Genomic DNA, 20,278 nt, shown 5'->3' on the forward strand with positions numbered 1-20,278 from the left:
CGGGGTCCCCTAGTCTTGGCCGGTGGTTGAACCGCGGAGGGTTGAGCTGACGGAGGCTCAGACGTCACGTGCGAGCCGTACGTACTGGGACGGGGCCGCTGCGGAGTACATGGCTGAGCACGGTGACTTTCTCGGCGACGACCGGTTCGTCTGGTGTCCTGAGGGTGTCGACGAGGAGGCGGCCCAGCTGCTCGGGCCGGTGCGCGGCAAGCGGATCCTCGAGGTCGGCTGCGGTGCGGCCCAGTGCTCGCGCTGGCTCGCCGGGCAGGGCGCGGAGGTGGTTGCCTTCGACATCTCGATCGAGCAGCTCCGGATCGCTCACGAGCTCGACGTACGCACCGGCACGGCCGTCCGCACAGTGGCCGCGGACGCTGTCGCACTCCCCTACCGCGACAGCACCTTCGACATCGCCTGCTCGGCCTTCGGAGCGCTCCCGTTCGTGGCCGACGCGGGTACGGCGTTCCGCGAGATCGCGCGCGTCCTGAAACCCGGGGGCCTGCTGGTGTTCTCGGTGACGCACCCGTTCCGCTGGACGATGCCCGACGACCCGTCGGCCGCCGGTCTGCGGATCACCCACTCCTACTTCGACCGGACGCCGTACGTCGAGGTCGATGCGTCCGGTACGCCGGTCTACGCCGAGCACCACCGCACGACCGGGGACTGGATCCGGGAGCTGACCGGCGCCGGGTTCGTCGTCGACGACCTGCTCGAACCGGAATGGCCGGCCGGGCACCAGCTCGTCTGGGGCGGCTGGGGACCCGAGCGCGGTCCTCTCGTCCCCGGAACCGCCATCTGGACAGCCCACCAAGGCCACGAAGGACAGCCCGCATGACCCGATTCCCCGCGGTGGACGGACTGCGAGTGATCGCCGCACTCGCAGTCGTGGTGTCACAGGTCGGCCTGCATACGCAGGCGCCGTTCGCCGGGGTGGTGTCCCGGCTGGACGTCGGCTGGGCGATCTTCTGCGCGGTGTCCGGATTCCTGCTCTACCGGCCGCACGTATTGGCGTGGTTCTCCGGCACCCTGCCGCCGCTCACCCTCCCGTACCTGCGTAACCGCGCACTACGCATCCTCCCGGCGCTGCTGGTCGTCGTCGTGCTGTCGATCGTCCTCGTCCCGCACCCGGCGACCACCTACCTCCGCTGGGCGGTCCTGACGCCCCTCCCGTTCTACCTGCTGCTGCCCGGTCTGGGACGGCTGCTCACCGGGTACGAGCGTCCTACTCGCCGCAGTGTCCGGTGGCGCCTCCTGGTTCTGGTCGCGCTGACCGCACTCGGACCGGTGTGGATGGCCGCGGTCATGGCAACCGGTCACCCCAGCGCAGGGCTCTGGCTGCCCGGGTACCTCGGCTGGTTCGCCGTGGGCATGGGCATGGCGCTCTGGCAGGTCGCCCGCGCCACAGGTCGGCTCGGCCCGTCAACGCTCGACACGCTGACCAGGGTCCCCGGCACACTCTGGGGAATCGCCGCAGCGCTTCTGCTGATCACCGCAACCCCAATCGCCGGACCGTACGACCACACCATGCCCACTGCGGCGCAGGCCCTCATCAAGAGCCTGCTCTACACAGTGGTCGTCGCCTGCGTGCTCTTCCCGGTCCTGACACCCACAGCCGGGACTGTCCGTGTACTGGGTGGTCGACCGGCACAGCTCGCCGCACAGCTGTCGTACGGCGTCGTGGCGTACCAGTTCGTCGTACTAGGACTCATCGACGGTCCGTTCGCTGTACAACTGCCCGTGACGCTGCTGGCCTCTGTCGTCCTGGCCGCCGCCAGCTACCGCCTGGTCGAACGTCCCGTGCTGAAGAACGCGGCGGTGGCCAGGACCGAGAGCAACGCGACCAGCCCGAGCAGCAGCCCGGCGCGGTAGGTCCTGTCCGGCAGGAAGCTTGCCGTGACCACCTGCTCCGGCCCGGCGGGCAGGACCCAGCCCTGCTGCCAGCCGCCGATGCGGATCGGCGTGAGCTTCTGCCCGCTGCCGTCGTACGCTTCCCAGCCCTCGTTGTAGTTCTGCGCGACCGCCAGCACTGACTGCTCGTCCGCACCCGGCACCTCGACCGTCAGCTCGGTCGGGTTCGGACGCCAGACGTCCACGCCCTGCACCGGTGTCACCGACACGTCCCCGAAGCCCGCCTTCGCCAGCGTGGCCTCGATCGGCACCAGCCCGCCGTTCGTCTGCACTTCCACCCGGTGGAGCCCGGACCGCAGCGGGAAGGCCGACATCTGGCCGCACAGGCTGAACGTGACGTGGCGCCGCTGCAGCAGGTCCCGCATGGTCGCCGCGACCTGTGTCCGGGCCGGTACGCCGTCGACGCGGACCGTCGGCCCGTTGCCGCAGTACGCCGGAACGCGGCGCTGCGGAGCGACCGCCTTGCGCAGCTCGTCCGCGCCGAGCACCTCGATCTCGGTCACGCCGACCGGACTGGTCCGCGCGTCCTGCAGCGGCTTCGTCGCGGTGAAATCGATCCTGACGGTCTGCGCGTGCCGTGGCGCGAACCGGACGTATCCGCCGGCGTCGACTGTCGCCGGCAGCGGCGCGCCGCCGTCGAAGTGCAGCACGACCTCTGCCGGCCGGGAACCGTTCAGATACGCCTGGAACCGGAGCCCGTGCACGTCCTTTGCTACAGGCAACTTCAGGGTCAGGCTCGGCACCGGGTCGTCCGGCGCCGCCAGCCAGCCGGTACCGAGATCGCGGTCGACCGCGGCGTCCGGCCGTCCCTCCGGCGCGGCAACGGCCCGCGACGACGCCGTGGCAGCGATCGCCCCCGGCACCGACAGCAGCCGTTCAAGAGCTTCGCCGTCCTGCGGCAGGGCCGTCCCGCGCAGCTGGTACGTCGCAGCCTGCGGGAGCTGCACGCTGCGGGACAGGCCGTTCGGTTCGGCGGAGTCCTTCTCCTGGTCCTGGCTGCACAGGGCCCGGGCGCCAACGTGCAGACACGCGGACCGGCCGATCTGCGCGTTCCGCAACACCACAGCACTCGGCTGTCCATCAGTCTGCTGATTGTCGGTAGCGATCAGCGGCATGCCGTCGAGCTTCCCGTTGGCGTCTGCTCGCAGTACCGCAGCGCCCTCGCCACCGAGAGCTGCCACCACGGTCGGTACGTCGTCAGCGGTGCCACCGACCGCCACGAGCCGGGACCGCGGGATCAGCCGGCCCGGTGTGGTCGCTCCGACGTCGTAGATCTCGACGCTCGGGTACGGCAGGACGGACTCTCCGGGCGGGCCGAAGTACGCCACACGTCCGATGCCCGAGTCGGCCAGGCTCTCGTGGATCGCCAGCGACGGAGTGTCCTCGGGTACGTCGTTGCGCACGACGACGTACCGGACGCCGTCGCGGGTCAGCTCCTGACGCAGCGCCGGGTCACCGACGCCGGAGTCGATACGGCTGCGCATGTCGTTGGTGAGCGCGGCCAGCGGGCGGCTCACCAGAGCGGCGAGCGGTTCACTGGAGCTGGACAGGACCAGCACGCTGCCAGGCGTGGTCTGTTGGTCCAACCAGTTGGCCGCGTCCTCCCAGTGCTGCGGGATCGCAGCGAACGCCCCGTCCGGTCGGGTGAGCACCACAGGCACGGCAGCGGCCATCGCCAGGCAGGTGACCAGAACAGGTACGACGCGGCGGTGGACGCCTCGTGACACGGACAGGTTGGTCAGGCGACGCAAGTAGTGCGCCGCGGCGAGTGCGAGCGGCACTCCGACCACCGCACCGGCGACTGGTACCCACCGCACGCTTTGCGGCGCTACGCCGTACCGGAGCAGCATCAGCAGTGGGACCAGCCACCAGATCGACGCCGCGACGACGAAGCCCAGCCAGGCGGCAGTCAGCTTCAGCCTCGCGCGCGCCACGAGCCAGATGGCCGGTACGACGAGAGTCGCGACCCCGGCGATCGGGTTGGCGCCACCGATCAGCGCGAACGCGACAGCCGACCAGCTGACCCGCCACCAGCCGGAGCGGGAGCCCGGTGAGACGAGTGGCAGTAGTACCCACGGAGCCAGGGCCAGCGGCCACACCTCGATCGGGAGCCCGCCGAAGGCCAGTGGCACCACGGCGTACAGCAGTGCGACGGCGAGCCGTGTCCAAGGCACGCCGTACTGCAGGACGTTGCAGAGCTTCCAGATACCGAGGAACGCGACGCACAGGACCAGCGACCACCACAGCCGCTGCGTGACCCAGTCCGGCACCGACAGCGCGTCCAGCAACCAGTGGAAAGGCCCGATCGGAAACAGGTAGCCGTAGGCGTCGCTCTGCAGCTGGCCGAACGACGTGTGCGGATCCCACAGGTGCAGTGCACGCGAGAGGAACCCGCCCGGCCCGGCCGTCAACTCGAGCCGGCGATCCGGAACGATCTGGCCAGGAGCATGCTGAAAGCACAGAGCGATGAGAGCAAGGCACCCCAGGACGAGCCGTGCCCGCCAGACGACCTGCTCCGAACTCCCTGCCTTCAGCCTCCTCACCGGCGGGACACTAACGGATCCCGCGGCTCCTCGGCGGCTTCGTTGCCGTACCGTGAGGTCCGGCAAATCTCACACGATCCGAGGCAGCGAATGACGTCTGGCACCACTCCGGCCAGTGCACCGAAGGCCAAGCGCCTGGCGTTCCTTCGGCGGGCCACTGTGGTCGCCGTCGCCATGGCGATCATGAACGTGGCCGCCTACGGCTTCACGCTGATCGGCACGCACCGGCTCGTGCCGGAACAGTTCGGCGCCCTCACGGCGTTGCTGGGGCTGCTGCTCATCGGCAACGTCGCCTCACTCGGCCTGCAGGCAGCGGGCGCCCGTCAGCTCGCGACACACTCGGGTGCCGGCGCCGGCGCACTGGCCGACGCGATGTTGAAGGCGGGCAACCGCGCGGCACTCGGACTGACCGCGGTCTGCCTGGTACTCACGCCGGTGTTCATGTGGCTGCTGCACATCGACTCGGTGGTCTCGATCCTGCTGCTCGCCCCGACGCTCGGCTGCCTGACGGTGATGGGGTCGCAGCTCGGCGTCCTCCAGGGCAGCAAACGCTGGACCGAGCTGGCCGCCGTCTACCTGTCGACCGGTGTCGGCCGCCTCGTCCTGGGCGGCGGAGCGCTGCTCGTGCGTCCGTCGCTCGACGCGGCGATGATCGGTCTCGCGCTCGGCGCCGCCATACCGGTCGTCATCGGCCGTATGGCGCTCCGCGGATCGACCGGTGCGACCAAGGACCAGATCAAGGAAGTACTGCGGGAGACCGTGCACGGCACGCACACACTGCTGGCGTTCTTCGCGCTCGCGAACGCCGACGTGCTGTTCGCCCGCGCGTTGCTCGACGGCACGGACAGCGGGTACTACGCGGCCGGCGTGATCATCGCGAAGGCCTGCCTGTTCCTCCCGCAGTTCGTCATCGTCCTGGTGTTCCCGACCCTCGCACAGTCGCCGGGTGACACCCTGCGGCTGCGCAAGGCGATCGCGGCCGTCGGGGGGCTCGGTGTGTGCACGGTCATCGGCACCCTGATCCTTCCCGATCTCGTCGTCGCGATCATCGGCGGCAAGGACAAGTACGCGCCCCTCGGCCCCTACACCTGGCTGTTCGCGGTCGCCGGCTCCGCGTACGCCGTACTGCAACTGGTCGTGTACGCCGCGATCGCGCAGCAGGAGAAACGCGCCGCGCTGGGGATCTGGCTCGGTCTCGTGGTCCTCGCGCTGGCCGCCGCGATCATCCTCGGCACCGGGACCGCGACCGGCCTGGACGGCGTGAAGGTGCTGGCCGCGATGACCAGCGCCTGCGCCCTCCTGCTGTCGGCGGGCCTGGCGGCCGGACTGCACCGCCAGGCCACCGACTCACCACAGGCTTGATTTGGCGAAACGCCTGGCGAACGTGTTGGCCAGCACCAGCAACACCAGCCCGATCACCGATCTGAACAACCCGATCGCGGTCGCGTAGCTGAACTGGGGTACCGCCGACGCCAGGCCGATCTTGTACACGTAGGTGTCGATCACCTCCGCGACATCGAGGTTCAGGCTGTTCTGCATCAGCAGCACCTTCTCGAAGCCGACGGACAGGATCCGGCCGATGTCCAGGATCAGCAGGATCACCGCGACCGGCACGATCGCGGGCAGGTCGATGTGCCACATCCGCCGTAACCGCGACGCCCCGTCCACGATCGCCGCCTCGTGCAGCTCCGGCGGGACACTGGTCAGGGCGGCCAGGTAGATGATCGCGGCGAACCCCATCGTCTGCCACGCCCCCGACCAGACGTAGAGATGCCGGAACATCCCCGAATCGCCCATCACGTCGGTCGGACCGAACCCGAACAACCCGATCAGCTTGTTGGTCACGCCGGTGTTCGGGCTGGTCAGCACGACGAGCAGACCGACCACGACCACGGTGGAGATGAAGTGCGGCGCGTAGGTGATCAGCTGCGTCGTCCGGCTGAACCACTTCTTCCGGACCGTGTTCAGGCAGAGCGCGAGGATGATCGGCAACGGGAACGTCGCGACCAGTTCGTAGACGTGCAGGAACACGGTGTTCTTGATCAGCCGCCAGAACTGGTACGACTCCACGAAGCGCTCGAAGTACTTCATCCCGACCCAGGGGCTGCCCAGGATCCCGGACACCACGTTGTAGTCCTTGAACGCGATGATCACGCCGTACATCGGCCAGTAGGCGAAGATCGCCAGCCAGATCAGCGGCAGCGCGAGCATCGCGTACAACTGCCAGTTGCGGCGGATCCGCAACCCGAGGCCGACGCGGGACTTCGCCACCTGGGTGCGCTTGCGGGACGCCGACCGGACCGACGACCTGGTGTCTGTTTCCGTTGTGGTCATGGGCCTCATCCCTTCAGGGAGCCGATCATGGCTCCCTTGACGAAGTGCTTCTGGACGAAGGGGTAGACCAGCAGCGGCGGAATCATGCCGATCACGATCAGCGAGTACTTGAGCTGCTGCTGCAGCTCCTGCATCTGCGCCAGCTTGCTGGTGTCGGGCATCTGCGACGGGTCGACCTTGGTCTGCAGCAGGATCTGCCGCAGCACCACCTGCAACGGGAACAGGTGCTCGTTGGTGAGGTAGATCAGCGCGTTGAAGAACGAGTTCCACGAACCGACCGCGTAGAACAACAGGTTCACGGCGATGATCGGCTTGCTCAACGGCAGCACGACGCGCCAGAAGAAGCCGAAGTCGCTGCAGCCGTCCACCTTCCCGGCCTCCACCAACTCCTCCGGGATCGTCACCATGAAGTAGGTCCGGGTGATGATCACGTTCCAGACCGCCAGCGCGGTGGGCAGGATCATCGCCCACCGGGTGTTCAGCAGCCCGAGCTCGTGCACGACCAGGTACGTCGGGATCAGCCCGCCGCTGAACATCATCGTGAACACGAACGCGGCCATGATGATCCCCTTGCCCGGCAGCCCCTTCCGCGACAACGGGTACGCCGCGAGCAGCGTGAGGACCGTGGCGAGCACAGCACCGGTGACCGCGTAGAACACCGAGTTGCCGAAGCCGCTGACGATCGACTTGTAGTCGAAGATCGCCTTGTACGCGTCCAGCGTGAGCCCGACCGGCCACAGCCACACCTCGCCCGCGGACACTCGCTTGGTGTCGCTGACCGAGGCGCTCAGGACGTAGACGATCGGGTACAGCACCGCCAGGCAGAAGAGCCCGAGCGCGGTGTAGATACAGGCCAGTGCGATCTTGTCGCTCTTGGTGTCCTGGATCGGCGCCCCGGCCCCGAGCCGCTGCTCGTCCGGCGCCAGCGTCCCGGCACTCATCCGTTGTACGTCTCGTAGGCGGCCTGCTCGAGTTCCAGATACGGCTTCACGCCGATCTTCGCGACCCGGTCCTTGTAGTCGTTCCAGGCGCCGTCGTCGTTCGGGTCGAGCTGCCCGGTCATGAACTTGGCGAAGGACCCGTTCACCTCACCCTTGAGGTTGGTCCGCAGCTCCGCCTCCTGCGCGGCCTGGTCCTGGTCCAGCGTGACCGGCGGGAACTGCAGCTCCTGCGGCTGCTTGTACGGGAAGAGCTTGTCCTTGGTCTGCGCGTACAGCGGCTCCTCGAACGTCAGGTCCTTCGGGTTCACCCGCTCGCCCAGCCGGAAGTCCTGGGAGCGGTACATCGGGTTGTCCTGGCTCCAGTTGATGTTCTTCTGGGAGTTCCAGGTCGCGTCGAACCCGTACACCGCCTGCTTGCCGTTGATGCCGAGCTCGCCCTTCTTCGCCCACGCGAATCCCGGACCGCCGTACCCGCGCAGGATCGCCTCCAGCTCGTACTGGGCGTCGGCCCACTGGACCAGTTGCTCCGGCTTGGCGCACTTCTTCGTGATGACCAGGTGCGCCACCTCGATACCGACCCCGAGGTAGTCCCAGGCCGAGTACCGGACCTTGTTCGGACCCTCCAGCGCCGGCATCACTTCGTACTGGCGCCAGCGGGCATTCGGATCCTTCTGGTCGATCTCGACGAAGTTGCCCCAGTAATTCACCCGCGCACCCCCGATCAGCGGGGTACCGGGCGCGTTGCCGTACCGCTTCAGCTGGTCCTCGTCGGCGGTGAACACGTCCCGGCCGATCAGGCCCTCGCGGTACAGGCCGTTCACGTACTTCAGGCCCTCGCGCCACTCGTCCTTGTCGAACGACACGTCGACCTTGCCGTCCTTCACCACCAGCCACGGCTCGGTCGGCGTGTAGAGGAACGCGTTCATGATGAACGGCTCGAACGGCGCGTCCTTGTAGCCGGTGAACGGGATCGTCCGGCCCTTACCGGCCGGGTCCGCCTTCTTGAACGCGCGCAGCACCTCGCGGAACTCGTCGGTGGTCTGCGGCATCCCCAGACCGACCTTCTTCAGCCAGTCGGTGTTCAGGAACGACCGGACCCGGCCGGCCCGGCAGTGGTAGCAGTCGTTGATACCGGGGAACGAGTAGATCTTCTTGTCCGGCGCCTGGATCAGCTTGCGGGTGTCGGGGTAGTCCTTCATGGCCTGCTGCAGGTTCAGCGCGTACCCGTCGATGTACTGGCCGACGTCGGTGAACAGGCCCTGCTGGCCGTACAGGAACAACTGCGACCGGGTGAACGCGATGCCGAGGAAGGCGTCCGGGATGTCGCCGGCGGCGATCATCGCGTTCACCTTGGTCATCACGTCGTCGTCGGTGCCGCCGACCTGCATCCACTCGATGTGGACCCCGGTCTTCTGCTCCAGCCACTTGGTGAACGCGTTGGTCTTCCAGTCGCCGATCGTGACGTCCTGCTTGACCACGATCTTGAACGTCGTCTTCTCGGTCGTGATCGGCTTGAGCGTGCGGGCGATCGGGCCGACGTACCCCTCCGGGTACTGCACCGTCGCCAACTTCGGGCCGAGGGTGACGCTGGGGGCGGCCTCACCGGCGCCGGCGGCCGCTCCGGTCGCACTGCTCTTGCCGCTGCACGCACTGAGCAGGCCGCCACCGGCGGTTGCGGCCGTCAGCCCGAGCGCGCCCGCGATCAGTGATCGACGGGTGACTCCTGGGCGCGCGTGATCGTTCGGCATTGGTCCTCCTGGCGGCTGGTCGGAACAAAGACGAAATATCCGAGAGCGATATCCGATAGGATCTCGGATCTTTTGCCCGGGAGAATGACATAGAAAGCGACCCGGCGGAAGGCCTCACCCGATACCGATCGGGATCGATCAATCACTGTCCGTATCTTGCGTGGCAAACGCTTACCGCTTACGTGGCCGCACCCAAATTTCTTGCGGCGAAGAAAGTCCCGCGCACCGCTCTGGGTAGGGTTCTGGGCATGCCGACGCCGAAGTTCGTCCTTGACCTGCGCGCGAAGATCGGGCACGACCTGCTCTGGCTGAGCGGCCTGACCGCGGTCGTGCTCAACGACACCGACGAGGTGCTTCTCGTCCGGCGCGCCGACAACGGGCGGTGGAGCCTGGTCGCCGGCATCCTCGAGCCAGGTGAGCAGCCGGCCGTCGGGCTGGTCCGCGAGATCCAGGAGGAGACCGCGGTCGAGGCGGTCGTCGAGCGTCTGGTCAGCGTCGAGTCACTCCCGCCCGGCAGCTACCCGAACGGCGATCAGGTCCAGTTCCTCGACCTCTGCTTCCGCTGCCGACCCGTCCGCGGTGAACCCAGGGTCAACGACGACGAGTCCCTCGACGTCCGCTGGTGGCCGCTGAACGACCTTCCGGACCTCACGGACCGGGAGCAGGTCTGCATTCAGAACGCCCTCTCCCCCAACCCGGCCCCGGTGTACGTCACCGCCGCAGACTGACCTGCAGTTCCCGCAACCACCGCTCACTGATCGCAGGCTCCCGCGTCAGCAGCTCCGCAAGCTTCCGCCGGACCTTCGGTGTCCGCGCGGCCGCGACGATCTTCACGGCCTCGGCCAGCGCCATCCGGGTGCGCTCGTCACGCCGCGGGTCCGCGACCTCCGGATCCGCCCACCTGGTACGACGGAACGAGGCAGCCGTCTTGTGCTGGTAGTCGCCGAAGTACGACCAGAGCCGGGGGTCGAGCGACACATTCCGGATCGCCGACGCCGGCAGATCGGTCGCGAACTCGGCGTGCTGGTGCCAGCGCCAGGTGTTCGGGCTGGTCTTCGTCCGGGACGTGATCCCGACGAACCGGAGCTGCCGCCGGATGACGTCCCACTGCGCGTGCTCGTCGTCGATCCACCGTCGAAGTACGCCGTACAGGTTCTCGAACGTCGAGCCCTGGTAGACCAGGTCGACGAAGACCGTCGGCCGTCCCCGCATCAGCTCCCCCGGAGTCAGCCCCTCCGCAGCCAGGTTCGTGCGCAGCTGGCGCAGTTCGCCGGCGGTGACGCTCTGGCCGTCAACGCCGAACAGCGACAACGGCAGCGGATGGAGTCGCGAACTCCACCCGGTGTCGGCCAGCGCCCCACTCAGCACATCGAACAGGCTGTCCACGGACCGCCCGACGAAGTACAGGTCCCCGTCCCCACACTGTCCCAGCACCCGGGCCGCGCAGCGGATCAGGTCGTCCAGGAAGAACAGCTCCCAGACCTCGACGTCGTCGAGCATCGAGCCGAGCTGGTCCGGCCGGATCAGGTCCCAGCGGAACGGCCGGATCGGGTCCATCTGCCTAGTGGGCGGCTTCGTGCCAGGTGCGGCCGACGCCGACGGAGACGTCGAGCGGTACGGCCATCTCGACGGCGTGGCCCATGTCGTGGCGGACCAGCTGCTCGAGGGCCTCGCGCTCGCCGGGGGCGATCTCGAAGACGAGTTCGTCGTGGACCTGGAGCAGCATCCGTGACTTCAGGCCGGACTCGCGCAGCGACCGCTCGACCTTCAGCATCGCCATCTTGATGACATCCGCCGCCGACCCCTGGATCGGCGCGTTCAGCGCCATCCGCTCGGCCATCTCGCGGCGCTGCCGGTTGTCGCTGGTCAGGTCCGGCAGGTACCGCCGGCGGCCCAGGATCGTCTCGGTGTACCCGGTCTTGCCGGCGTCGATCACGATCGACCGCAGGTAGTCCCGGACCCCGCCGAAGCCCTCGAAGTACTCGTCCATCAGGCCCTTGGCCTCGTCGACGCCGATCTTCAGCTGCTGGCTCAGCCCGTACGCCGACAGGCCGTACGCGAGCCCGTAGTTCATCGCCTTGATCTTCGCGCGCTGCTCCTGCGTGACATCACCAGGCTCGACCGAGAACACCCGCGACGCCGTCACCGAGTGGAAGTCCATCCCGGAGTTGAACGCGTCGATCAGGCCCTGGTCCTGCGACACGTGCGCCATGATCCGCATCTCGATCTGGCTGTAGTCCGCCGACATCAGCGACTCGTTGCCCTCGCCGACCACGAACGCCTGCCGGATCCGGCGGCCCTCCTCGGTGCGGATCGGGATGTTCTGCAGGTTCGGGTCGGTGGAGCTCAGCCGTCCGGTCGCCGCGATGGTCTGGTTGAACGTCGTGTGGATCCGGCCGTCGCGCGGGCTGATCGTCTTCAGCAGCCCCTCGACCGTCTGCCGCAGCCGGGTCGCGTCCCGGTGCGCCAGCAGGTACGCCAGGAACGGGTGCTCGGTCTTCTCGAACAGCGCCTGCAGCGAGTCCGCGTCCGTGGTGTACCCGGTCTTGGTCCGCTTGGTCTTCGGCATCTGCAGCTCGTCGAACAGCACCACCTGCAGCTGCTTCGGCGACCCGAGGTTGATCTCCTTGCCGATCACCTCGTACGCCGCCGTGGCCGCTTCCCGTACGCCGGTGGCGAACCGCTCCTCGAGCTCCTCCAGATACGCCCGGTCGACCGCGATACCGTCCCGCTCCATCGCGGCGATCACCTGGATCAGCGGCAGCTCGACGTCCGCGAGCAGCGCCGTACCGGCCTGCTTCTCGAGCTCGGCGTCGAGGGTGTCGGCGAGGTCCGCGATCGCGCGGGCGCGCAGCATCGTGTGGTCCGCGGCCGGCCCGCCCTCGACGTCGTCGAAGCTGAGCTGGCCGTTCTCGGCCTCCTCGTTGCGCAGCTCGCGCTTGAGGTACCGAACGGTGAGGTCGGCGAGGTCGTACGCCCGCTGGTCGGGGCGGACGAGATACGCGCTGAGCTGGGTGTCCGAGCTCAGACCGGCCAGGGTCCAGCCGCGCTCCAGGAAGCCGAGCAGCGGGCCGTTCACGTCGTGCAGCGCCTTGGGCTGCTTCTCGTCCGCGAGCCAGGCCTGCCAGGCGGACTCGTCGTCCGGAGTCATGGTGGTCGGATCGAACCAGGCCGCCGCACCGGACGTGTTCGCCAGCGCCAGACCGGTGATCTGACCGGTGCCGCCGCCCCAGCTGCCCTGCACCGCGACACCGACGCGGTCACCGCCGCTCACCTGCTCTTTGAGCCAGGCCCCGACCTCACCCGGCTTCAGCTGCACACCGTCCAGCTCGAACCCGTGGTCGACGGCCGCGTCGACCTCCTCGTGCTCGGCGACCAGCCGCTCGCGCAGCACCCGGAACTCCAGGCTGTCGAACAGCGTGTGCACCTTCTCCCGGTCCCACGCCACCCGCGCCAGGTCGTCGACCGAGACGTCCAGCGTCAGGTCGCGGACCAGCTCGTTGATCTGCCGGTTCCGGATCACGTCGGCGAGGTGCTCCCGCAGCGACTCACCGGCCTTGCCCTTGATCTCGTTCACCCGGTCGACGACGTCGTTCAGCGAACCGAACTGGTTCAGCCACTTGGCCGCCGTCTTCGGGCCGACCCCGGGCACCCCCGGGAGGTTGTCGCTCTGCTCCCCCACCAGCGCGGCGAGATCCGGGTACAGCCGCGGACCGACGCCGTACTTCTCCTCGATCGCGGCCGGGTCCATCCGGGCGATCTCGGACACGCCGCGCTTCGGGTACAGCACCGTGATGTCCTCGCTGACCAGCTGGAACGAGTCCCGGTCACCGCTGCTGATCAGCACCTCGAAGCCCTGCTCGGACGCCTGCGTGGCGAGCGTCGCGATGATGTCGTCGGCCTCCCAGCCGTCGATCTCCGTAGTCGGGATCCGGAGCGCCTCCAGCACCTCCTTGACCAGCGAGATCTGCCCCTTGAACTCGTCCGGCGACTTCGACCGGCCCGCCTTGTACTCCGTGTACTGCTCGGAGCGGAAGGTCTTGCGGGACACGTCGAACGCGACGCAGACATGCGTGGGCTGCTCGTCGCGCAGCATGTTGATCAGCATCGAGGTGAACCCGTACACCGCGTTGGTGTGCTGCCCGGTGGTCGTGGAGAAGTTCTCCACCGGGAGCGCGTAGAACGCCCGGTACGCCAGCGAGTGCCCGTCCAGCAGCAGGACTCGCGGTCGCCCGGTGCCCGGGGTCGCGGTGTCCTTGGTCAACGTCGAAGTCTGAGTTTCTGGAGCCACGTACCGACTCTAGTGGGTCCCACGGACAGTTCTGACACACTGCTTCCGTGACAGATGAAACGAACCTCGGCCCGGGCATGGGCATGGAGGGCACGCTCCTCCAGCTGATGGGAATCGTTGTCAGCGAAGCAAGCCCCGAGCGGGTGGTCGCCACGATGCCCGTCAAGGGCAACACGCAGCCGTACGGTCTGCTGCACGGCGGCGCGTCCTGTGTGCTGGCCGAGAGCCTCGGCTCGATCGGGTCGGCCCTGCACGCGGCGACGTCCGGGAAGGTCGCGGTCGGCGTCGACATCAACGCGACCCACCACCGCGCGGTCCGCGACGGGGTCGTCACCGGCGTCGCGACACCGATCTACCTCGGCCGGACCACGACGTCGTACGAGGTGGTCGTCACCGACGACCGCGACAAGCGGGTGTGCACCGCCCGGATCACTTGCCAGCTGATTCCGGCTCCGCCCGGGAGCTGACCGCGCGCCGGGCGACCGCCGAGCGGCGCGACGACAGCAGGGCGAGCAGGTTCGGCGCGTGCTCGGCGGTGAGCCGGCGACGCACGGTGTGCGTGTTCGCGAACCGCAGTACGCCGGCCTGCCCGAGGCCGAGGCGGGCGAGGAAGCGGTTCGCCTCGCGGGCGATCGCGGGCGCGACCACTGCCAGGTGGACGCAGCTCTCGTGCTCGGCCCAGGTGACCGCTTCCGCGATCAGCGCCTTCCCGAGGCCGTGTCGGCGGGACGTGTCGCTGACATGCAGGTACTCGACCGTGACCGTGGTGTCGTCGTGCAGCGGACTGATCGCGGTCCGGCGCAAATACGCCATACCGTGCACCTGACCGTCCAGCTCGACCACCAGCAGCCGGCCGAACGGGTCGTCCAGATGCTTGCTGACGGCAACCTCGGCGGCGGCCACGGACGGCGGTGCCGGCAGCCGGGACGGCAGACCGGCGGCGGTGCTGAGCTCACGCCACAACGCCACCAGCGCGTCGGCGTCGCTCGGCCGGGCGTCCCTCACCCCGATGGCTGCCACCACAGCGACCTCCCGGTCCGGTCCACCCCCGAGGTGAACAGACGGGCCGATACGCTCGTCCTCGCGCAACAGTAGGCCCTCGGGGGTCACCTGCAAAGTCGAGTGGGAGACCAGTTTGTTCATCGGAATCGGGACCGTCGTGAACGTCGCGACTGTGCTCGTCGGTTCGGTACTCGGCGTACTCGTCGGGCACCGGCTCAGTCACCGCACCAGGGATCTCGTCACCGACGCGTTGGGACTGGTCACGCTCCTGATCGCGATCAGCTCGGCACTCACGGTAGGGGATGCCGCGCTCAGCGACGCGGTCGGCGACAGCGCCCCGATCCTGATCGTGCTCGGCGCGATGCTGATCGGCGGGATCGTCGGATCGATCCTGCGGATCGAGCAGCGGCTGGAGGACTTCGGCGGCTGGATGCAGCGCCGGTTCGATCGCGGCGAGGGCCGGGGCAGCTTCGTCGAGGGGTTCGTGTCCGCCTCGATGGTGTTCTGCGTCGGGCCGCTGACCTTCCTCGGATCCTTGTCCGACGGCCTCGGGCGCGGCGCCGATCAGCTGTTCCTGAAGGCGGTGCTGGACGGCTTCGCGTCGATCGCCTTCGCGGCCTCGTTCGGCTGGGGCGTCGCGGCTTCTGCCCTGGTCGTCCTGGTGATCCAGGGATCGATGACGCTCGTCGGAGCATTACTGGGCGACGTACTGCCTGACGCTCATGTCACCGCGCTCGGCGCGACCGGAGGCGTCATGCTGATCGGTGTGGCGCTCAGGCTGCTCAAACTGAAGCAGGTCGCCGTGGCCGATCTCCTGCCCGCGTTGATCGTCGCGCCGCTGCTGGTTCAGTTGCTCGTTGTCATCCGCAACTGAACCAGCAGCAACCGCGGTCTTTCAGTCCTCGCCCAGGTAGGCCTTGCGGACCGAGTCGTTCACCAGCAGGTCGCGGCCGCTGCCCGAGAGCACGACCTTCCCGACCTCGAGCACGTACCCGTAGTCGGCCCGCTTCAGCGCGGCCTGGGCGTTCTGCTCGACCAGCAGGATCGTCGTACCCTGCCGCTGCAACTCGCTCACCGTGGTCATGATCCGCTTCATCATGATCGGTGACAGCCCCATCGAGGGCTCGTCCAGCATCAGCAGCTTCGGCCGGCTCATCATCGCCCGGCCCATCGCCAGCATCTGCTGCTCACCGCCGGAGAACGTACCGGCCGGCTGCTTGCGCCGCTCCCCCAGGATCGGGAACAGGTCGTACGCCGCCTGCAGGTCGGTGCGCACGCCCGCGGGATCGCGGCGGGAGAACGCGCCGAGCATCAGGTTCTCCTCGACCGACAGCCGCGGGAAGATCCGCCGGCCCTCGGGCGAGTGCGCCAGACCGCGGGTGACGATGTCGTGCGCCGCCACGTGGTCGATCCGCTCGCCCTGGAACCAGATCTCGCCGCCGGTCGGCCGGAGCAGACCCGAGATCGTCTTCAGCGTGGTGGTCTTGCCGGCGCCGTTGGTGCCGATCAGCGACACCACCTGCCCCTGCTCCACGCTGAAGCTGATCTTCTTCACCGCAAGGATCTTGCCGTAGGCAACTTCCAGGTCCTTGACCTCGAGCATCGCGGTCATCAGACCTCACCTCCCGGTACGTCGTCCTGCGGGTCCTCGTCCTCGTCGTCCTCGCCGGTGCCGATGTAGGCCTCGATCACGCGCGGATCGGACTGCACCTCCTCGGGCGTGCCCTCGATCAGGGCCGACCCCTGGACCAGGCAGAGCACCCGGTCGCACAGGTTGAAGATGAACCGCATGTCGTGCTCGATCACCACGACCGACAGCCCGGAGTCCCGGATCTTGAAGATCAGGTCACTGGCCTGCCGGGTCTCCTGCGGGTTCATACCGGCGGTCGGCTCATCCAGCAGGATGAGCTTCGGGTCGGTGGCCAGCGCCCGCGCGATCTCAAGCCGGCGCTGGTCGCCGTACGGCATGTTCCGGGCCAGGTGCTCGGCCGACCGGCCGAGCCCGACGAACTCCAGCAGTTCCTGCGCCCGGGCCCGGGTGGCCGCCTCCTCGCGGCGGAACTTCGGGCCGTGCAGCACCGACGTGAGCGCGCCCGCGCTGGTCCGGCAGTAGCGCCCGACCATCACGTTCTCCAGCGCGGTCATGTTCGCGAACAGCCGGATGTTCTGGAACGTCCGCGCCATCCCGGCCCGGACCACGGCCCGCGGCTTGGGCGGCAACGGCGTACCGGAGAACCGGACCTGCCCGCTGGTCGGCTTGTAGAGGCCGGTCAGGCAGTTGAAGAACGTCGTCTTGCCGGCGCCGTTCGGGCCGATCAGACCGACGATCTCGCCCTCGCGGACGGTCAGGTTGACGTCGTTGACCGCCAGCAGACCGCCGAACCGCATGGTCACACCGGAGGCTTCCAGCACCGGGTCGCCGATCGGCCGTGCGGCCACGTCCTGCGTTTCGGTTACCGTCATTTCGCCTCCTCCGCCGCGATCAGCCGTTCCTCTTCGACGGCGACGGCCAGCTGCTCGTCCTCCTCGTGGAACTCCAGCTTCCGGCGTCTGCTCGCGACCAGCCCCTCGGGCCGGAACCGCATCATCAGCACCAGCAGCAGGCCGAACAGCAGCAGCCGGTACTCGAGGAAGAACCGCAGCTTCTCCGGCAGCACCTTCAGGATCGTCGCACCCAGCAGCACGCCGACGATGGTGCCCATACCGCCGAGCACGATCGCGGCCAGCAGGAACGCCGACTCCAGGAAGATGTACTGGTCCGGACTGACCGCGCCGTCCTGGTGGGCCTTGACCGTGCCCGCCATACCGGCCAGGAAGGCGCCGATCGCGAACGCGAGCAGCTTCAGCCCGAACACGTTCACGCCCATCGCCTCGGCGGCCTTCTCGTCCTCCCGGATCGCCACCCAGCCGCGCCCGATCCGGCTGTTGTTCAGCCGCGAGAACGCCAGGATGACGCCACCGATCAGCACCAGCAGCAGGAAGTAGTAGTTCGAGTTCCGGGTGAGGTCGATCCCCGCGATCGTGTGGTCGGTCCCGAAGTTGAAGCCGAACAGCTCCAGGTCCGGGATGCCGGGGATACCGTTCGGCCCGTTGGTCAGGTTCGGGCCGTTGTTGCCGTCCAGGTTGAACATCGAGAACCGGAAGATCTCACCGAAGCCGAGCGTCACGATAGCCAGGTAGTCACCGGACACCCGCAGTGTCGGCGAACCGATGATCAGACCGAGGATCGCCGCCACACAGGCGCCGAGCAGCACCACGACCAGGAACGGCGGCTTCCAGCCGATGGTCGCGAACGCCGACGTCGACAGCGTCGCCGCGACGTACGCACCCGATCCGAGGAACGCGATGTACCCGAGGTCCAGCAGGCCGGCCAGGCCGACCACGATGTTCAGGCCCATCGCGGTGGCGCTGAAGACCAGCACCGCGCCCGCGATCGACATGTTCGTGTCGTCGCCGTTCTGGGTGAACGGGAACAGGAACGCCGCCGCGAACGCCGCCAGCGTCAGCACCTTGCGGTGCCGCTGCCCGGCGTGGCCGACGAACGACATCACCCCGGACCGGAACAGCGCGGCCGCGGCCGCGCCGGCGAACACCAGGCACAGGATCAGCGGCCAGGCCTCGTCCTGAGCGAGCGTGTACGCCGCGGTGAACAGCAGGGCCGCCATCAGGAACGCGATCGAGGCGATCTCGAACCAGTCCGGCATCCGCGCCTCGCTCATGTCCCGCAGCTGGTGCAACGGCAGCATCCACGCGGACGCCGCGATCAGCGCGGCGCCGACGAGCGTGACGTACCCGCCCGGGTTGACGTTGATCAGGCCGTCGGACTCGACCGAGATCGCGATCAGGACCAGCACCATGTACAGCACGAGTCCGAGACCGAGGGCCCGCAACCCGAGGGTGGCGTCCACCCACGAGCCCAGCTTGACCAGCGGGCCCTTCTCGGCGAGCAGCAGCACCAGGGACAGCACGGCGAGGATGATCGCCAGGTTCTGCAGGCCGTTCGGGTAGAAGTTGACCGACAGATCGTTCAGGATCTGCCCGTCGTAGCTCCAGGACAGGAACGCGCCGACGATCACCAGCGCCACGCCGGCCAGGCCCAGCGGCCAGGCGATCGGCTTGCCCGGCTTCGCCGGCGGAGCCTCAGAAATATCGTCGACAGGAGTCTGGATATCGGTCATGCGCGGTCCACCACCCTTGCGCCCAGCAGGCCCTGCGGCCTGAACACCAGAACCAGGATCAGGATCACGAACGCCCAGACGTCCTTCCAGGTACTACCGCCGAACTGGCCGGGAATGTACTGGGTGGCCATCGCCTCGACGACGCCGAGGACCAGTCCACCGGCGACGGCGCCGTAGATGTTGCCGATACCGCCGAGCACCGCGGCGGTGAACGCCTTCAGGCCGGCCAGGAAGCCCATCCGGAAGTCGATGTTCGTGTTCTGCAGACCCTGCGAGACACCGGCGATCGCAGCCAGGACCGCACCCAGGGCGAACGCGACCACGATGATCCGGTCGACGTTGATACCCATCAGCCGTGCGGTGTCCGGGTCCTGCGAGACCGCCTGCATGCCGCGGCCGATCCGGGTCCGGTTGATGAAGAACCAGAGCAGCACGGCGCAGATCACCAGCGCACCGACCGTGAACAGCGCGGACCGCTGGATCGTCACGCCGCCGACCTGCAGCGCCTTGCCCGTCACCACGTCGATCTGCGGGAACGGGATCCGCAGCTTGGCACTCGGCCACTCGACGGTGGTGATCAGCTTCTTGAACAGCACCCAGCCGACTTCGGCGACGACAGCGCCGCCGACAGCGGCGGCAGCGATCGCCGGAAGCGGAGCCTCGGCGCGGGCGTTCCGCCGTACCAGCAGACCGGCCAGCATGCCGAGCGCGGTACCGACGATCGCTCCACCGACGATCACGCCGATGATCAGCAGCGGGTTCAGGTCACGGTTGAGCAGCCGTACAACGATCCACAGGCCGACGGCGCCACTTGCGCCGCCGAGCAGCGGGGCGCGGTCGAACCACCGGGACACCGGGTGGTTCAGGTCGATCTTGGCCACCCGTCCGCCGGCCACGTAGCCGACGGCGATCGCCAGACCGGCGAACACCACGACCGTCCAGGCGGGCTCCTCGTAGAAGAGGCGGATGAACTCTTGCAGGAACACGGAGATACCGATCGCCGTGATCAGCGGTGCGAGTCGTGGCGCGTTCCGCAGGGGACGGTACGCGACACGTTCCATCAGCACCGCGGTGCCGACCGACGCGATCATCGCGCCGAGGATCATGATCGGCAGGATCCACACGGCGGTCTTGCCGTCGAAGAACAACAGGTACGTCGTCAGCGCGCCGAACGCGCCGATCATGAACACCTCGCCGTGGGCGAAGTTGATGAGCTGCACGATGCCGTACACCACCGTGTAGCCGACCGCGATCAGGGCGTACAGCGAGCCCAAGGTCAACCCGTTGACGAGTTGCTGGAAGAACTGGTCCACGTCGACCTCCCATCTGCCTCGGT

The 20,278-nt window shown here is 68.1% G+C and carries 17 protein-coding genes; 6 read left to right on the forward strand and 11 right to left on the reverse strand.

Annotated features, from left to right (window positions below):
- Nucleotides 1-22: 22 nt before the first annotated feature.
- Nucleotides 23-832 carry a class I SAM-dependent methyltransferase gene (locus E0H92_RS15385; RefSeq protein WP_202873653.1) on the forward strand — a complete coding sequence of 270 codons (810 nt, stop codon included), beginning with the start codon at nucleotides 23-25 and terminating at the stop codon, nucleotides 830-832.
- Nucleotides 829-1,866 carry an acyltransferase family protein gene (locus tag E0H92_RS15390; protein ID WP_131496715.1) on the forward strand — a complete coding sequence of 346 codons (1,038 nt, stop codon included), beginning with the start codon at nucleotides 829-831 and terminating at the stop codon, nucleotides 1,864-1,866. The genes E0H92_RS15385 and E0H92_RS15390 overlap by 4 nt, the downstream gene beginning before the upstream one ends.
- Here the strand turns inward: E0H92_RS15390 and E0H92_RS15395 are convergent.
- The gene (locus tag E0H92_RS15395; protein ID WP_165549799.1) at nucleotides 1,773-4,448 is read right to left on the reverse strand and encodes an alpha-(1->3)-arabinofuranosyltransferase domain-containing protein; all 2,676 of its coding nucleotides are present in this window, start codon (nucleotides 4,446-4,448) and stop codon (nucleotides 1,773-1,775) included. The two genes, E0H92_RS15390 and E0H92_RS15395, sit on opposite strands and share 94 nt — an antisense overlap.
- A gap of 90 nt (nucleotides 4,449-4,538) precedes the next feature.
- Between E0H92_RS15395 and E0H92_RS15400 the strand changes: the two genes are divergently transcribed.
- Nucleotides 4,539-5,810 (forward strand): MATE family efflux transporter, encoded by a 1,272-nt coding sequence (locus tag E0H92_RS15400; protein ID WP_131467995.1) that lies wholly within the window; start codon nucleotides 4,539-4,541, stop codon nucleotides 5,808-5,810.
- Here the strand turns inward: E0H92_RS15400 and E0H92_RS15405 are convergent.
- From E0H92_RS15405 to E0H92_RS15415, 3 genes are read right to left on the reverse strand one after another with little or no spacing between them, the layout of a single operon-like run.
- Nucleotides 5,796-6,782, reverse strand: coding sequence for an ABC transporter permease (locus tag E0H92_RS15405; protein ID WP_131496717.1), 987 nt, complete (start codon nucleotides 6,780-6,782; stop codon nucleotides 5,796-5,798). The genes E0H92_RS15400 and E0H92_RS15405 overlap by 15 nt on opposite strands.
- A 5-nt stretch (nucleotides 6,783-6,787) precedes the next feature.
- Nucleotides 6,788-7,723 carry a carbohydrate ABC transporter permease gene (locus E0H92_RS15410; RefSeq protein ID WP_131496718.1) on the reverse strand — a complete coding sequence of 312 codons (936 nt, stop codon included), beginning with the start codon at nucleotides 7,721-7,723 and terminating at the stop codon, nucleotides 6,788-6,790.
- Complete coding sequence (locus tag E0H92_RS15415; RefSeq protein ID WP_131467989.1) at nucleotides 7,720-9,471, reverse strand: extracellular solute-binding protein; 1,752 nt, start codon at nucleotides 9,469-9,471, stop codon at nucleotides 7,720-7,722. Before E0H92_RS15415 ends, E0H92_RS15410 begins: the two co-directional genes overlap by 4 nt.
- Nucleotides 9,472-9,719: 248 nt before the next feature.
- Here E0H92_RS15415 and E0H92_RS15420 point away from each other — a divergent pair, with 248 nt between their 5' ends.
- Complete coding sequence (locus E0H92_RS15420) at nucleotides 9,720-10,199, forward strand: NUDIX hydrolase (RefSeq protein ID WP_131496719.1); 480 nt, start codon at nucleotides 9,720-9,722, stop codon at nucleotides 10,197-10,199.
- Here the strand turns inward: E0H92_RS15420 and E0H92_RS44685 are convergent.
- Nucleotides 10,183-11,028 carry a hypothetical protein gene (locus E0H92_RS44685; RefSeq protein ID WP_131496720.1) on the reverse strand — a complete coding sequence of 282 codons (846 nt, stop codon included), beginning with the start codon at nucleotides 11,026-11,028 and terminating at the stop codon, nucleotides 10,183-10,185. The genes E0H92_RS15420 and E0H92_RS44685 overlap by 17 nt on opposite strands.
- Before the next feature lie 4 nt (nucleotides 11,029-11,032).
- Nucleotides 11,033-13,735 (reverse strand): DNA polymerase I, encoded by a 2,703-nt coding sequence (gene polA / locus E0H92_RS15430; RefSeq protein WP_131496721.1) that lies wholly within the window; start codon nucleotides 13,733-13,735, stop codon nucleotides 11,033-11,035.
- Nucleotides 13,736-13,839: 104 nt separating this feature from the next.
- Between polA and E0H92_RS15435 the strand changes: the two genes are divergently transcribed.
- Complete coding sequence (locus E0H92_RS15435) at nucleotides 13,840-14,229, forward strand: hotdog fold thioesterase (RefSeq protein WP_131468120.1); 390 nt, start codon at nucleotides 13,840-13,842, stop codon at nucleotides 14,227-14,229.
- Here the strand turns inward: E0H92_RS15435 and E0H92_RS15440 are convergent.
- Nucleotides 14,192-14,782, reverse strand: a complete 591-nt coding sequence (locus E0H92_RS15440; protein ID WP_238173443.1) for a GNAT family N-acetyltransferase — start codon at nucleotides 14,780-14,782, stop codon at nucleotides 14,192-14,194. The two genes, E0H92_RS15435 and E0H92_RS15440, sit on opposite strands and share 38 nt — an antisense overlap.
- 115 nt (nucleotides 14,783-14,897) lie before the next feature.
- Between E0H92_RS15440 and E0H92_RS15445 the strand changes: the two genes are divergently transcribed.
- Nucleotides 14,898-15,638 (forward strand): DUF554 domain-containing protein, encoded by a 741-nt coding sequence (locus tag E0H92_RS15445; protein WP_131467984.1) that lies wholly within the window; start codon nucleotides 14,898-14,900, stop codon nucleotides 15,636-15,638.
- A gap of 21 nt (nucleotides 15,639-15,659) precedes the next feature.
- Here E0H92_RS15445 and E0H92_RS15450 read toward each other — a convergent pair whose 3' ends face one another.
- Genes E0H92_RS15450 through E0H92_RS15465 form a run of 4 tightly spaced genes read right to left on the reverse strand, consistent with a single transcriptional unit; the run spans nucleotide 15,660 to nucleotide 20,255 of the window.
- On the reverse strand, nucleotides 15,660-16,376 hold the full coding sequence (locus E0H92_RS15450; RefSeq protein WP_131467982.1) for an ABC transporter ATP-binding protein: 717 nt from the start codon (nucleotides 16,374-16,376) through the stop codon (nucleotides 15,660-15,662).
- Nucleotides 16,376-17,227, reverse strand: coding sequence for an ABC transporter ATP-binding protein (locus E0H92_RS15455; RefSeq protein WP_131496723.1), 852 nt, complete (start codon nucleotides 17,225-17,227; stop codon nucleotides 16,376-16,378). The genes E0H92_RS15450 and E0H92_RS15455 overlap by 1 nt, the downstream gene beginning before the upstream one ends.
- A complete protein-coding gene (locus E0H92_RS15460; RefSeq protein ID WP_131496724.1) occupies nucleotides 17,224-18,942 on the reverse strand; it encodes a branched-chain amino acid ABC transporter permease in 1,719 nt (572 codons plus the stop codon). Before E0H92_RS15460 ends, E0H92_RS15455 begins: the two co-directional genes overlap by 4 nt.
- A complete protein-coding gene (locus tag E0H92_RS15465; protein WP_238153466.1) occupies nucleotides 18,939-20,255 on the reverse strand; it encodes a branched-chain amino acid ABC transporter permease in 1,317 nt (438 codons plus the stop codon). The genes E0H92_RS15460 and E0H92_RS15465 overlap by 4 nt, the downstream gene beginning before the upstream one ends.
- Nucleotides 20,256-20,278 lie beyond the last annotated feature (23 nt).

Origin of the sequence: Kribbella speibonae (assembly GCF_004331375.1) — a bacterium.
GTDB classification, from domain to species: Bacteria; Actinomycetota; Actinomycetes; order Propionibacteriales; family Kribbellaceae; genus Kribbella; species Kribbella sindirgiensis.